Raw genomic sequence first — 14,190 nt, 5'->3', positions numbered from 1 at the left:
TTAAATGTCTATTGTTAACCTTTTACAGAATACCTTAGATACTATTTCATTCTAAGTGTATGAACAGGACATATTATATTGATGCTAGTAGGCTCAATATGGGAATGATTGATTTGTAAATGGTTCTACTTTTATAGAAACGAAATTGACTAGAAAGATATGAGGTTATCCATGAATGAAAAAGACATTATGATTGAGGTCAATCATATGAGTCATATCTATACCGATGAAAATGGCAATGATGTACATGCATTAAATGATGTAAATTTATCTATTAAGCGCGGTGAGTTTGTTTGTATCATCGGTACGAATGGTAGTGGTAAAAGTACACTAGCTAAGCATTTCAACGTGTTATTACAACCTAGTGAAGGTCATATCAATGTATGTGGCTATGATACGCGTGATGAAGCGCATATTTGGGATATACGCCAACATGTGGGCATGGTATTCCAAAACCCTGATAATCAAATTGTGGCAGCTGTCGTAGAAGAGGACGTTGCCTTTGGTCCAGAAAACTTAGGTATTCCTAGCGCAGAAATTAGAAAACGTGTCGATGCAGCGTTAGAGGCTGTAAATATGACTGAATATAGAGAACATGGTCCTCATTTGTTGTCTGGTGGCCAAAAGCAACGTATTGCCATTGCCGGCGTACTTGCAATGAAACCAGATTGCATCGTCCTTGATGAGCCAACAGCTATGCTAGACCCTAAAGGTCGTCGTGAAGTGCTTGAAACAGTTCATAAACTCAATAAAGAAGAAGGTATCACTATCGTGTACATTACACACTTTATGGAGGAAGCTGTTACGGCTGACCGTGTGGTGGTAATGAAAAATGGCGTGAAGTTACATGATGGTACTCCTCGTGAAATCTTTAGCCATGTAGATACCTTAAAAGGCCTTGGCCTCGATGTACCTGTGGCGTCTGAAATTGCTTTCAAATTGAATGAAAAAGGTTATGAAGTAGGTAAGAGTATCATCAACAATGAAGAATTAGCAGAAGGTCTAAAACATTCTAAATTGGCTGATCAATTACTAAGTGAACATAAAGGTGCTAATACGATTAGTTCTCCTATCAATGAAAATTCAGATGTAGTAAGCGGGGAGGGCGTACACTAATGGCGATTGTATTAGATAATATTACCTATACCTATGGTGTAGGCACTCCATTTGAAAAAACGGCCCTTCATGGTGTATCTCTTACCGTTGAAAACGGTGAGTTTTTAGGTATCATTGGTCATACAGGGTCTGGTAAATCTACCTTTGTACAACATTTAAATGGCTTATTACATCCTACAACAGGAACCGTTACCGTTAATGGTGTAGATATTAGCGCTTCTACAGAGGAAGCTAAGAAGATGCGTCATAAGGTAGGCATGGTGTTCCAATATCCAGAACATCAATTATTCGAAGAAACCATTGCCGAAGATATTGCATTTGGTCCTAAAAACTTAGGCCTTAGTGCAGATGAAGTCGATGAACGCGTACGAGATGCCATGAAATTTGTAGGCCTCGACTATGATACTTATGCAGAGCGTTCTCCATTCCACCTATCTGGTGGTCAAATGCGTCGCGTTGCCATTGCTGGTGTGGTGGCTATGGATCCGGACTTCCTAGTTCTTGATGAGCCATCTGCAGGCCTTGACCCATTTGGTCGGGAAGAAATCTTTGAAGAAATTATTCGCCTTCATAAAGAAAAGGGGATTACAGTAATCCTTGTATCTCACAATATGGAAGATATTTCGCGCATGGCATCTCGCCTTGTAGTTCTTGATAAAGGTCGTATCGTTCTCGATGGACAACCGATGGATATCTTTAATCATCACCGCCATGAATTGCAAGCTGTTGGTGTAGACGTACCACCAGTATCTGTAACCATGGAATATTTGCGTGAACAAGGATTAGATGTATCTAATCGTGTATTATCCGTGGATGATGCAGTACAAGCCATTCTAGAAGGAGGTAGCCATGTTAAATAACATTACTATTGGGCAATACTTCCCAGGAAACTCCTTCTTGCATCGCATGGATCCTCGTGCCAAGATTATTGCCACAACTATCTTTGTGGTAGCTATTTTCCTAGCAAATTCTCCTCTTGCGTATGGCTTGGTAGGGGCATTTACCATCTTTGCTATGCTGTTATCAAGATTGCCATTACGCTTGATGTGGTCTGCTATTAAACCACTTTGGATTATCATCGTATTTACCATGGGTATTCATATCTTTACAACACCAGGTAATACAATCTTCCAATGGTGGATCATCAACATTACAGATCAAGGCGTGGCTATGGGTCTACAAATGGCGGCGCGATTAATCTTTTTAATCTTGTTCTCGTCTTTATTGACTTATACGACATCACCAATTCGTTTGACCGATGGTATTGAACATTTGCTCAATCCATTCCGTTGTATTGGTGTGCCAGCTCATGAATTAGCAATGATGATGACCATTGCATTGCGATTTATTCCTACACTACTAGATGAGACAGATCGTATTATGAAAGCTCAATCTGCTCGTGGTGCAGATTTTGTAACAGGCTCCATCATTCAACGTGCTAAAAACATGGTACCTCTCTTAGTACCATTATTTATTAGTGCTTTCAGACGCGCTGATGAACTAGCTATTGCCATGGAGGCTCGCTGTTATAGAGGCGGTGTGAATCGTACGCGCATGAAAGAACTACAAGTTACCTATGTAGATTATATCGGCGTAGGCGCTGTCATTTTGGTTACCATTTTACTCATCGTTTTATGGTGGCTTGATCTATGAGAAATATACGGATTATAGTCGCTTATGATGGCACTGACTTAGCAGGCTATCAAAAGCAACCTGACGATAAGGGCTTAACGGTGCAAGGCTGTTTAGAATATGGATTGTCAAAAATTTGTAATGAACCAATTCAAATCTACGGCGCTTCTAGAACAGATGCAGGGGTACATGCGAAGTTTCAAGTCTGTACATTCCAAACATCTGGAGCTATACCGGCAGAAAATATTCCTCGCGCTATGATTGCTCATATCCCAAAGGATATAGTTGTTCTTGAGGCGGTGGAAATACCCCTCGATTGGAAGCCACGATGGAATATATATGGTAAAGAGTATGTATATACTATCCATAATCAACTCATTGCTAACCCGTTGACAAAACGATACCATTGGCACGTTAAGAAACCTCTTAATATTGAGCTTATGCAAGCTGCCGGTAATGAACTGTTGGGCACGCATGACTTTACAACCTTGAAGGGCACGAATTCAACGCCTGCTGATCCTGTAAAGACTATTATGGGCATCCATGTAGAGGCCGAAGGCCCACATGTTACTATTTCAGTAGTGGGCAATGGGTTTCTATACCACATGGTTCGTAACATTGCAGGCTTGCTTGTCGATGTAGGACTAGGAAGACGCAAGGTGGAGAATGTTAAGGGCTATTTAGCTGCTAAAGATCGCCGTGTTATAGGTAAAACGGCACCAGCCCAAGGTTTGTGCTTAGAGGAAATCTTCTTTACCGAAGAACGGCAGCAAGAGGTATTACAGAATAAATATTCTATATAATTTTGTATAGACTACATTCTCCTATAATTTATTTAAAACGATAACCATTAATACTAAAAGGATACTACTTACCATGTAGTATCCTTTTCTCTTATAATTTTTAGTTATAATGCCTTAATTTATACCTATTATTATGTGAAATGATACATTGTAAACCCAAAATATACATGATACAATGACGATATAGACAGGTTCGTACTATAAAACATTAACATAGTAAGGTAGACTCTTGTCAGCAGTGTAATTTTTATCCTAAGGAGGGTGAATCTCTTGCAAAAACGTAAAGATTTTATCTGGAAAATGGGCGGCCAACAAGGTGAAGGTATTGAGAGTTGTGGCGAAATCATGGCGACAATCCTCGCTAAAGAAGGTTATTCCTTGTATAGCCAACGTTTATTTGCATCTCGTATCAAAGGTGGTCATACTACATTCGCATTGCGCGTTGCATTAGAACAAGTTATGTCCATTGGTGAAGGCGTAGACTTCTTGCTTTCTCTTGATCAAGAAACAGTTGATATGCATGGTTCCGAAGTTCGCGATGGCGGTTACATCATTTGTGACAGCAAAGTAAATCCTGACTTCTCTAAATTTGAAGGTACAAAGGTTAATTGCTTGTCCTTGCCAATTTCTGAAACAGCAATGAAACAAGGTTCCATGTTGATGCGTAACATCGTAGCACTTGGTATGTCTGTAGCACTTCTTGGTTTCGATACTAAGATGTTTAAAGATGCGATTGCTGCTAAATTTGCGAAAAAATCCCAAGAAATCGTGGATAAAAACTTGGCTGCTTTTGACGATGGTTATGGCCTTGTAATGGAAAAATTAGGCGATGTTGAAATCGATACATTGCCAGCTCCTGGTAAGAAAGATCAAATGTTCTTATTAGGTAATGAAGCATGTGCGTTAGGTGCTATTGCAGCGGGTTCCCGTTTCATGGCATCTTATCCTATTACTCCAGCATCTGAAGTAATGGAATATATGATTAAAAACATGGATAAATTGGGTGCTACAATCGTTCAAACAGAGGACGAAATCGCAGCATGCATGACAGCTATGGGCGGCGTATACGCAGGTGTTCGTGGCTTCACATGTACTTCTGGCCCTGGTCTTTCCTTGATGGCTGAATCCTTATCCATGGCTTCCATGGCTGAATTGCCAATGGTTGTTATCGATGTTCAACGTTCTGGCCCATCCACAGGTATGGCTACAAAGGTTGAACAATCCGATATTGATGCGGCTTGCTACAATGCACATGGCGATTACGCTGGTATCGTAATTTCTCCAACATCTATCGAAGAATGCTTCTATGAAATTCAAAAAGCTTTCAACTTGGCAGAAATGTACCAATGCCCAGTTATCTTCATGCCTGACTTACAACAAGGTTTGAATAAACAATCCGTTCCTTCCTTCGACTTGAATCGTGTACCTATTAACCGCGGTAAAATGATGAAAGAAGCTGATCTTCCTGAATTGGAACAACCTAAATACTTCAAACGCTTTGAATTGACTGAAGATGGTATTTCTCCACGTACAATTCCTGGCATGAAAAATGGGCTATTCCTTTCCACAGGTCTAGAACATAATGAAGAAGGTAAACCAGCAGAAGCACCTACAATGCACGTAGCGCAAACTGATAAACGCTTCCGCAAATTGGAAACTGTAGCTGATAACTATGAACCATTCTTGAATAATGCTAAATACGATGAAGCAGATGTACTCGTTGTAGGTATGGCTTCTAGCCGTGGCGCTATCGAAGAAGCAGTTGCTGAATTCGATCAAGAAGGCGTTAAAGTTAACCACTTGCAATTGCGCTTGATTAAACCATTCCCAGCTAAACAATTACAACCATTCATGGATGCTGCGAAAAAAGTGGTTATCGTTGAGCACAATGCTACAGGTCAATTGACTAACTTATTTAAAATCAACATGCATAAGAAATCTAAAATTTCCAGCTGCTTGAAATACGATGGTAATCCATTCACAAAAAGTTATGTGAAAAATGCGATTAAGGAGGTCCTATAATATGACAACAGCTAAAGATTACAGAAACGATATTCGTCCTAACTGGTGTCCAGGCTGTGGCCATTATGGGGTTCAAGCAGCGATTACTGACGCTGTAGTAGCGAAAAATATTCCACCAGAAAAATTAGCAGTAATTTCCGGTATCGGTTGCTCTAGCCGTATCGGTGGTTATTTCTACGCATATGGCGCGCATACAACTCATGGTCGTGCGCTTCCTTACGCACAAGGCGTTAAACTTGCTAACCAAGACTTAGAAGTTATCGCTTGCTCCGGTGATGGTGATGCGTTCGCTATCGGTATGGGTCACACTATCCATGCTTTCAAACGTAATGTAAACATGACATATGTTGTAATGGATAACCATGTATATGGTTTGACTAAAGGTCAAGCATCCCCTCGTTCCGATATCGGTTTTGTTACAAAAACAACTCCTCGTGGGGCATTCGAATCTCCATTGTCCGTTTGTGAAACTGCAATCGCTGCAGGTGCTACATTCGTAGCACAAGGTTACATGATTAACCGTGCAGAACTTGTTGATTTGATTCAACAAGCAATGGATCATGAAGGCTTCTCCTTCATTAACGTATTCAGCCCATGTGTTACATATAATAAACACAACAGCTATGACTGGTTCAAAGAACACTTAGTTGCATTGCCAGAAGGTTACGACCCAACAGATCGTGCAGCAGCACTTAAAACTTTGGGTGAAACAAATGGTTTGGTTACTGGTCTTATCTACCAAGATACTACTAAACCTTCCTTCGAAAAAGCTATGGCTGCAGCAAATGGTGGTCCACATCCTCGTCCATTAACTGAAGACGTTGTAAAACCAGATCAAGCGCTATTTGATAGCCTTTGTAATCAATTTAAATAATCTTATTTAAATTGGATCATTTATGGTCTGTACCCCTCTTTACTGGATGTCCAGTAAAGAGGGGTTTTTGCTTTATACCTTTATGAATAGTAGTTTTCCCTTATAGTGCAATGGAGAGTATTATTACCTTAAAGTGTTATAAATAGTATTATTACTTTACGGAGGTTTTCTTAATTGATATACTAATTTATAATTTAGGATATTTATAATTAAGTAAAAATTTGAAAACTTATAAGTATAAGAGGCTGTTATTTCAGAATATGAGGCATAATGGAAACGTATAGATGTATTACTTACTGTACGATTCATTAAGGAGAGGGAATGAGTAACGTGTCGAATGAATATAATGAAGCATTACTAGAGCCACTTAAGTATTATCGGGAAGAGCTAAAAGATTCCTTCCAACGAGTGACAGAAGAATACTTTCAACAATTAGTAGATCAATCAAAAGTAGATATAGATAACAATAAAGTATTAATAGATAAGTATACTGCTGTATCAGAAAATCGGGACCAATCGAATACATCATATAAACGATTTGGCATTATTAAGAAGATTGATATTGTTATCGGTATAGGGGCCATTATTTATGGTATTTATCAGTTTTCACAAAATCATGTAGATATCGTATCTATCATTATTTGTATTGCGGTTCTAGTTCTATGTGTAGGTTTATATCTGTACTGGATTAAGCCTAATAGTAAGAGCCTTGAGGAAAAGCTTAAAGACCTAGATGCGACCTTAGCTCAAATGCGTCAAGAAGGCTATGAGATGATGGCGCCTTTGAATAATCTCTTTCATAGTGAAATGACTATGGAACTCCTAAAAAAGGCGATTCCTTTTATTCATATGGATTCTAACTTTAATATTGAACGATATGAACAGCTCGTTAAAGATTATGGATTTTTAGAAAAAGGCGATGTGAATCATTCCACATTAGATATTGCGTCTGGCGATATTTTAGGAAATCCCTTTGTATTTCTTAAGCGTATAGTCCACTGGCTGGACGACTATACCTATGAAGGCACATTAGATGTGACCTATACAGAGGAGTATGTAGATTCTAATGGGAATTTAAAGACTAGAGATGTTAACGAAACATTACGTGCTGTAATAAGACAACCTGGTCCATATTATGCAAATAGAGTATCCTTAGTGTATGGTAATCATGCGGCACCTAATTTAACATTTCATAGAAAACCACCGGAAAAAGGATTCTTTAATTTTGGTGGTGCCAAGAGTCGATTAGCGAAAGGCATTGCTAGTCTTAGAAAGAAAGGTCAAGACTCATTGGAGGATGGCGGTAATTTCCAAGCTTTAGCCAATGAAGAGTTTGATGCCCAATTTAATGCATTAGATCGAAATAATGAGGTTGAGTTCCGCGTATTGTTTACGCCATTAGCACAAAGCAACTACAAGGATATTTTTGAAAACTCACCGTATGGCGATGATTTTATATTTAACAAAGAATATAAAATTAATGAGATTAAAGCTGACAACTCTCAAAACTGGGATTTTGATACTTCGCCATCTCAGTATTATGATTTTTCATTTGAAAAGATTAAAGAAAAGTTCATTAATTACAACTGTAGTTACTTTGATCACATGTATTTCTCATTCCTGCCAATTTTAGCAATTCCTGTGTATCAACAGATGGCATCTAATGATTATATTTATGGTAAATCTTATGCTTTCAAATATAATGATTACATTACAGAAATGCTGGCGAATAAAATGGGACTCAATTTATTTGTTCCCCCTGATGCGTCGGAGCGTAATAATGTAAAAACAATCCTTAAGACTAGTCACCATAAAAATGAAGGTGACTCGGAAGTAATTAAGGTAGATGCCTATTCGTATAGAGCGATTGAACACATAGATGAAGTACCTGTACGAGCGGGTAATGGTAGGACCTATTATGTGCCAGTCCGCTGGGATGAGTATGTTCCTGTAACAAAACAAGAATTTATAGAGGTGACCGACATACAATCCGCAGGAGATGATTTCAACCATATTAAAGGTTTAGATCATTATCAAAAATCTGAAGATAATAGGGATAGATCCTTTGCGTATGATCACTTTATGGCAGGTAAACTATATCGACAAAATCAGTCTCTAGGCGATTTATTAAATACTATTTATGAACAATGTGGAGGTACTAAAAATGGCTAATCAACTCGACGAAATGAATCCGGAAATTATGTCTGAAGGCAGAGATGTAAATGTTATTGCGAAGGTAATCCCTGTAGAAACTAGTGGTTTTGAAAAAATGTTACCTACTATTCTTATGGCTATCGGTGTTATTGGTATCGTTTTAGGCATAGTTATTGACAAGTATCTGGTATCCATTATTGGTGCAATCGTGCTAATTTATCCATGGTGGAGATTAAAACAAATTAGCTCAGAGTTTAATATGATGGAACAAAGAATCCAAAATGCTGCTTCTGAAATCGACAATTATATGGAGCAACGTGTGGTGATTCTTTCCAATGCGGCTAAATTAGTGGAAAAATCTATTGAAGTAGATAAAGATATTCTTGTAGATATTGCTAAGTATAGAAGTGGTAATTTCTCTGAAGAGTCTAGAAGTGATGTGAACTCTCAACTTAACAAGGCTACAAGAGCTCTTAATGTGGCTATAGAAAATTATCCAGAATTACAAAGCCAAGATACAATTCGCGATGCAATGCAACAAAACTCTTATTTGCAAAAAGAAATTACTGCAGCTAGAACGTTATACAATGATGCGGTAAATACTTGGAATAGAGAAATCTTTGAATTCCCATTTAAAAAGATTGTAGCTGCTAAAGAAGGTAGAACTACAAGAATTCCATTTATTGCTGATCAAGAAACTAAAGAAAAGGCTAAAGGCGTTTTCTTTTAAGGGCTAAGTAATGGGGCGTTAGTGTATAAAGGGAAGACTATGAAATTTGGCATTAGTATATAAGGGGATACTATGAAGTCTTATGAAAAAGGGATTAGCTTGTCTATCTGGACTTTGAGTTGGCCTATATTCATCGAAGTGTTCCTACAGATGCTGGTAGGTAACATAGACCAACTGATGATGAGTCACTACTCGCCTGAAGCAGTAGCAGCAGTAGCTAATGCCAATCAAATTTTAAATATCTTTATTATGCTCATCATTGTGATGAGCACAGCTACGACGATTCTGATTGCTCAATATTTAGGGGCTCGGAATCAATCGAAGTTATCAGAGGTGTGTACGGTCAGCTTGGTGCTGAACTTTTTCTTCTCATCGATAGCGGCCGTATTCTTTATTACTTGTCATACATGGATTTTTACATGGCTTGGCATACCTCCAGAAACGATGAGCGATACGTCGGTGTATACAACCATAGTGGCCGCAGGCTTGCCAATTCAGGCTATGTACTATGCGTTGGTTGCCGTGTTTAGAGGACATTCATTAACACGTGTTACTATGTACATTGCATTGGTTATGAATGTTATCCATATTGCAACTAACTATGTGTTAATCTTTGGCCATGGGCCTATACCAAGCTTAGGTGTACTAGGGGTATCCATTTCTACATGGTTGTCTAAGGTGGTTGGCCTCCTGATTATCGGTTATACATTTAAGAAACTGCTTACATTAGAGGTAAGCTTTAGATTCTTAAAACCATTCCCATGGCATACGGTTAAGTCCTTGCTGAACATCAGTGTTCCTTCCGGTGGCGAAACCTTAAGTTATCAGTTATCTCAGACAACGATTATGAAAATGGTCAACATCCTAGGGCTAGCTGTTATTAATACAAAGGTGTATGTATCAGTTATTGCCATGCTTTGCTATGTATATACCATAGCATTAGCAAATGCATCTCAAGTTATTGTGGGTTACCTGATGGGGGCTAAACGACAAGCTGAGGTGACAAATCGCGTATGGCATTCTATGTTGTTAGCCATTGCCATTAGTGTAGGACTGGCTACGTTCTTTTATATTACCAGTGATATTGTACTATCCATATTTACTACGGATCCAGAAATCCTATCGTTAGCACATAATGTATTACTGATTGAGATTTTTCTTGAGTTAGGTCGTGCCGTTAATATTGTTATGGTTGGCTGCTTACAAGCAGCAGGGGATATTAGAACACCGATGCTCGTAGGCATTTTTGGCATGTGGTTATGTGCTGTACCATTGTCCTATCTATTTGGAATTTACTGGGAATGGGGGCTCGTAGGCATTTGGATTGCCATGGCGGTAGATGAAATTTTACGAGGTTTATTATTTGTATATCGCTGGTATAGTGGGAAGTGGAAAAATAGACGCCTCATAGAGGCATAGTCTTATATTTACACGATTTCAATATACTTTTAGTAGTTTGTAGATATAGTTAGCCTTACATTAGAGAGTGTAAGGCTAATTATTTGTGAAAGTAGGTTTATATGAGTAAGACAGTAGGCATTATTGGCTTAGGTCTATTAGGTGGTTCGTTGGCGAAGGCTTTAAAGGCCTATACCGATTATGAGGTGGTAGGGTATGCTCGTCGCCAAGAGGTTTGTGATGCGGCCATTCAGGATGGGGTGGTAAAAGCTGCTTGGACTGAGGTAGAACCATTGATTGAAAATTCAGATATTGTTGTATTTTCATTGCCTCCAGATACAAATGCAAGACTATTTACAGAAATGGCACATCTTTTTAGACCAGGACAAGTGGTGACTGATGTATCTAGTGCAAAGGAAAACTTTGTACGAGCTGTATATGATTCTATTCCGAAAGGGACAATTTTTGTGTCTGTTCATCCTATGGCTGGCTCTGAAAAGGGTGGCTACGAAGTATCTCATAAAAACCTATTTAAAGGTATGGGTTGGATTGTACTAGAGGATAAGGCCTCTGATGTATATAATGAAGAGGTTGCTCAAGAACTAGCTGAAATGGGACGCGCTGTAGGATCACGTATTGAATTCGTCGATATCTATGCTCACGATGCGTATTTAGCTATGGTGAGTCATATGCCACATTTATTGGCATCCATTTTAACTCAAGTTTCCGGTGGTGATGAATTAGGCGAGTTGCGCATGAAATTATCTGCAGGAGGCTTTAGAGATTGTACACGTGTTGCCGGTGGTTTGCCATCTATGTGGCGTGAAATCATCTATGGTAATAGACACAATGTAATTGAAGGCCTTTCACAGATTGAATCCGAAATTAAACGTGTAAAAGAGATACTTTCACAAGAAGATGAAGGTCAAGCCTTAGAATCCTATCTTGAACGGGGCCGAGAAATTCGTGGTAAATTGCCATATTTAACAGGGCAAATCAAAAATAGCTAATGACAATTAACGATTAGCTAAGGCCATATATTGGTTAATTAAGGATATATCGGTTAGTTAAGGCTACATATTGCTTAGTAATTATGGATACTAACGATGATTAGTTAACATTCATTTAATACTTATGCATATTTATGTAGCTAAAGCAACATGATTTATGCAGTATAATGTGTATACTAGAGTTCTAGAAGAATATACATTTAACATATGATTTAGTTAAGGGAGATATTATGAGTTTGTTACAAGAAACTTGTGACGCTATTACTGGGCGCAGTCATGAGATTGAACAACATATAATTGATAGTTGGAATGCAGGTTCACCTGTAGAGCAATATGGACGACTTGTAAATGTAGTGGCTCAATATGGGGCGGCTACGAATCAAGAACAGTTAACGGTACCAAAGCCTTGTATGATTATTGCCTCTGCAGATCATGGCGTGGCCGATATGGGTGTCAGTGCGTATCCAAAGGAAACAACCGTAGGGATGACACAAAATTACCTAATTCCTAAAGGGGCTGGCGCTAATTCCTTAGCTAATTACTGCGGTGCTCAAATGGAAGTCATCGACATGGGCATTGATGCAGATATGAGCTGGGTACCAGGATTACGTATTCATAAACTTGGTATGGGTACAAAGAACTTTGTGGAAGAACCTGCCATGACTCGTGAGCAAGCTATTGAAGGTATTGAAACAGGTATTCGTCTTGTAAAAGAAAAAATCGACGAAGGCTTTAATATCTTCTTAGTAGGGGAAATGGGTATTTCCAATACTACAGCGAGTGCGCTTATGACTGCTAAGTTTGCTGGACTCACTGCAGAGGAAGCGACAGGCAGGGGTACTAACATTTCTGATGAACGTCTAAAATTAAAGCAACGCATTGTGCATGATGTATTAGAAAAATATAAGAATATACCGAAAGACGATGCCATCGGAATTTTATCCTCCGTGGGCGGATTTGAATTCTCCTGTATCGTAGGTGTTATTCTAGGTGCTGCAGCGAATAATGCATTAGTTATTATTGATGGCTTTAATACATCTGCTTGTGCACTAGTTGCTAAGACCTTGGTGCCACAGGCGATGGACTATGTGATGGCATCTCATTTATCTGCTGAAAAAGCGGCTAAATCGTCCTTAGAAAATCTAGGCCTTGAAGCCTATGTTGACTTAGGACTTTGCCTCGGTGAGGCATCTGGTGGCTCCATTCAAATGGGCATGCTAGATCTTGCCGTTCATATGTATTTGGCTGTTACAGGAGGTAAGGCATGAGAACTTTTATAATCGAACCGTTACATGCGCCATCCATGGAAGCATGTCGATTACGTATCGACAATTTAACAAAGCCTATTTATAGCCTTGCTACATTAGAACTAATTGCAGAGCGTTTTGCCGGTATTCTTGCAGATCCTCAACCAAATCATTTGCGATATGGTGTACTTGTGGTGGCGGCGGATCACTTGGTGGATGGTCCACAAAATAGCCAGCATGGTCGTGAAAGCTACGCAGCTATTAAGCGTTTCAATGATGGTAGAACGGCTACACAAGGTGCGGCATCTAAGTTACAAGCACCTGTGCATGTAGTAAATATAGGCCTTGAACAAGATACAACAGATTTGACGAATATTGACCAAAAGGTTATCCGTAAGGGTTCCCACTTCTTTGGTGTAGAACCTGTTATTTCTCGTGATGAGTTAGAAGAATCCCTTGAACTTGGCTTTACCTATGCTGACAAATTACATAAGGCTGGCTTGCAAGTAGTTGCTATTGGTAATATTGGTGAACGAGCTTTCTTGGATTCTCTAGTAACGACAGCAACTATTACAGGTTGCGCCTATGACGATATTCTCGTTCATACTGAATGTGGACCTACCATTGAGCAACGAGCTGCTCATATTCATTCCTTTGTAGATCGTTTCAACATTGCCGTTGATGATTGGTCTGCTTTGAGTGAAAGCGAGCGTCGTGATGCGGTATTGTATTTGCTTCATGTAGCAGGTGGTTTAGATATTGCATTCTTAACTGGATTTATTTTAGGTGCTGCTAGTCATCGTATGGCGGTAGTGTTTGATAATGCCGTAACCGGTGCAGCTGTATTAGCGGCAGTTACCATTGAACCATTGGTTAAGGACTATATATTCCCATCTGCAGCATATGAGGAACCAATCCATAAGGAGCAATGTCGATTCTTAGGTGTAAAACCATGTTTGCACTATAACTTACAAATTGATGAAGCATTAGGCTCTACAATGGGACTATCCATTATCGATGCATCCATGCATATGCTGAATGATATGAAAACCTTCGTAGAAGCTGAGGTTAAAGCCGCTGAAGACGGAGCCGGTAAAGGTAGACAAAAGAATAAAGAGTAATCTAAATAAAAGAGGGGTTATTAAATCCCTCTTTTTATATGTTTTATGCTCAATTATGCAAAATTAACTGAGAATTTCATGGA

The 14,190-nt window shown here is 39.0% G+C and carries 12 protein-coding genes; all 12 read left to right on the top strand.

What is annotated here, in order from left to right:
- Positions 1-171: 171 nt before the first annotated feature.
- The 12 genes from ACSV5T_RS03080 to ACSV5T_RS03025 all read left to right on the top strand — a co-directional run bounded on the left by ACSV5T_RS03080 (position 172) and on the right by ACSV5T_RS03025 (position 14,107).
- A complete protein-coding gene (locus ACSV5T_RS03080) occupies positions 172-1,116 on the top strand; it encodes an energy-coupling factor transporter ATPase (RefSeq protein WP_370815676.1) in 945 nt (314 codons plus the stop codon).
- Positions 1,116-1,976, top strand: coding sequence for an energy-coupling factor transporter ATPase (locus ACSV5T_RS03075; protein ID WP_438320292.1), 861 nt, complete (start codon positions 1,116-1,118; stop codon positions 1,974-1,976). The genes ACSV5T_RS03080 and ACSV5T_RS03075 overlap by 1 nt, the downstream gene beginning before the upstream one ends.
- On the top strand, positions 1,966-2,769 hold the full coding sequence (locus ACSV5T_RS03070; RefSeq protein ID WP_295867241.1) for an energy-coupling factor transporter transmembrane component T family protein: 804 nt from the start codon (positions 1,966-1,968) through the stop codon (positions 2,767-2,769). Before ACSV5T_RS03075 ends, ACSV5T_RS03070 begins: the two co-directional genes overlap by 11 nt.
- On the top strand, positions 2,766-3,551 hold the full coding sequence (gene truA, locus ACSV5T_RS03065; protein ID WP_438320291.1) for a tRNA pseudouridine(38-40) synthase TruA: 786 nt from the start codon (positions 2,766-2,768) through the stop codon (positions 3,549-3,551). The genes ACSV5T_RS03070 and truA overlap by 4 nt, the downstream gene beginning before the upstream one ends.
- A gap of 270 nt (positions 3,552-3,821) precedes the next feature.
- The gene (locus ACSV5T_RS03060; protein WP_227721019.1) at positions 3,822-5,573 is read left to right on the top strand and encodes a 2-oxoacid:acceptor oxidoreductase subunit alpha; all 1,752 of its coding nucleotides are present in this window, start codon (positions 3,822-3,824) and stop codon (positions 5,571-5,573) included.
- A gap of 1 nt (position 5,574) precedes the next feature.
- The gene (locus ACSV5T_RS03055; protein ID WP_295802627.1) at positions 5,575-6,447 is read left to right on the top strand and encodes a 2-oxoacid:ferredoxin oxidoreductase subunit beta; all 873 of its coding nucleotides are present in this window, start codon (positions 5,575-5,577) and stop codon (positions 6,445-6,447) included.
- 321 nt (positions 6,448-6,768) lie between these two features.
- Positions 6,769-8,619 (top strand): MAG1210 family protein, encoded by a 1,851-nt coding sequence (locus tag ACSV5T_RS03050; RefSeq protein WP_438320290.1) that lies wholly within the window; start codon positions 6,769-6,771, stop codon positions 8,617-8,619.
- Positions 8,612-9,331, top strand: a complete 720-nt coding sequence (locus tag ACSV5T_RS03045) for a LemA family protein (protein ID WP_370815680.1) — start codon at positions 8,612-8,614, stop codon at positions 9,329-9,331. Before ACSV5T_RS03050 ends, ACSV5T_RS03045 begins: the two co-directional genes overlap by 8 nt.
- A gap of 72 nt (positions 9,332-9,403) precedes the next feature.
- Positions 9,404-10,750, top strand: a complete 1,347-nt coding sequence (locus ACSV5T_RS03040; protein ID WP_438320289.1) for an MATE family efflux transporter — start codon at positions 9,404-9,406, stop codon at positions 10,748-10,750.
- A gap of 101 nt (positions 10,751-10,851) precedes the next feature.
- Entirely contained in the window at positions 10,852-11,739 is an 888-nt protein-coding gene (locus ACSV5T_RS03035) for a prephenate dehydrogenase (RefSeq protein ID WP_105089695.1), read from the top strand.
- Between the two features lie 230 nt (positions 11,740-11,969).
- Positions 11,970-13,007 (top strand): nicotinate-nucleotide--dimethylbenzimidazole phosphoribosyltransferase, encoded by a 1,038-nt coding sequence (locus tag ACSV5T_RS03030; protein WP_438320288.1) that lies wholly within the window; start codon positions 11,970-11,972, stop codon positions 13,005-13,007.
- Positions 13,004-14,107 (top strand): nicotinate-nucleotide--dimethylbenzimidazole phosphoribosyltransferase, encoded by a 1,104-nt coding sequence (locus ACSV5T_RS03025; RefSeq protein WP_438320287.1) that lies wholly within the window; start codon positions 13,004-13,006, stop codon positions 14,105-14,107. Before ACSV5T_RS03030 ends, ACSV5T_RS03025 begins: the two co-directional genes overlap by 4 nt.
- Positions 14,108-14,190: the final 83 nt, after the last annotated feature.

Source organism: Veillonella sp. ZSJB6 (assembly GCF_051549505.1).
In the GTDB taxonomy this organism is placed as follows: Bacteria; Bacillota; Negativicutes; order Veillonellales; family Veillonellaceae; genus Veillonella.
This window is presented reverse-complemented; position numbering and strand designations above follow the sequence as displayed.

What these genes read in the sequence shown, in the direction of transcription:
- ACSV5T_RS03030 (WP_438320288.1), top strand. Translation starts at nt 11,970, where the DNA reads ATGAGTTTGTTACAAGAAACTTGTGACGCTATTACTGGGCGCAGTCAT.
- ACSV5T_RS03035 (WP_105089695.1), top strand. Translation starts at nt 10,852, where the DNA reads ATGAGTAAGACAGTAGGCATTATTGGCTTAGGTCTATTAGGTGGTTCG.
- ACSV5T_RS03050 (WP_438320290.1), top strand. Translation starts at nt 6,769, where the DNA reads ATGAGTAACGTGTCGAATGAATATAATGAAGCATTACTAGAGCCACTT.
- ACSV5T_RS03055 (WP_295802627.1), top strand. Translation starts at nt 5,575, where the DNA reads ATGACAACAGCTAAAGATTACAGAAACGATATTCGTCCTAACTGGTGT.
- ACSV5T_RS03025 (WP_438320287.1), top strand. Translation starts at nt 13,004, where the DNA reads ATGAGAACTTTTATAATCGAACCGTTACATGCGCCATCCATGGAAGCA.
- ACSV5T_RS03045 (WP_370815680.1), top strand. Translation starts at nt 8,612, where the DNA reads ATGGCTAATCAACTCGACGAAATGAATCCGGAAATTATGTCTGAAGGC.
- ACSV5T_RS03080 (WP_370815676.1), top strand. Translation starts at nt 172, where the DNA reads ATGAATGAAAAAGACATTATGATTGAGGTCAATCATATGAGTCATATC.
- truA (WP_438320291.1), top strand. Translation starts at nt 2,766, where the DNA reads ATGAGAAATATACGGATTATAGTCGCTTATGATGGCACTGACTTAGCA.
- ACSV5T_RS03040 (WP_438320289.1), top strand. Translation starts at nt 9,404, where the DNA reads ATGAAGTCTTATGAAAAAGGGATTAGCTTGTCTATCTGGACTTTGAGT.
- ACSV5T_RS03070 (WP_295867241.1), top strand. Translation starts at nt 1,966, where the DNA reads ATGTTAAATAACATTACTATTGGGCAATACTTCCCAGGAAACTCCTTC.
- ACSV5T_RS03075 (WP_438320292.1), top strand. Translation starts at nt 1,116, where the DNA reads ATGGCGATTGTATTAGATAATATTACCTATACCTATGGTGTAGGCACT.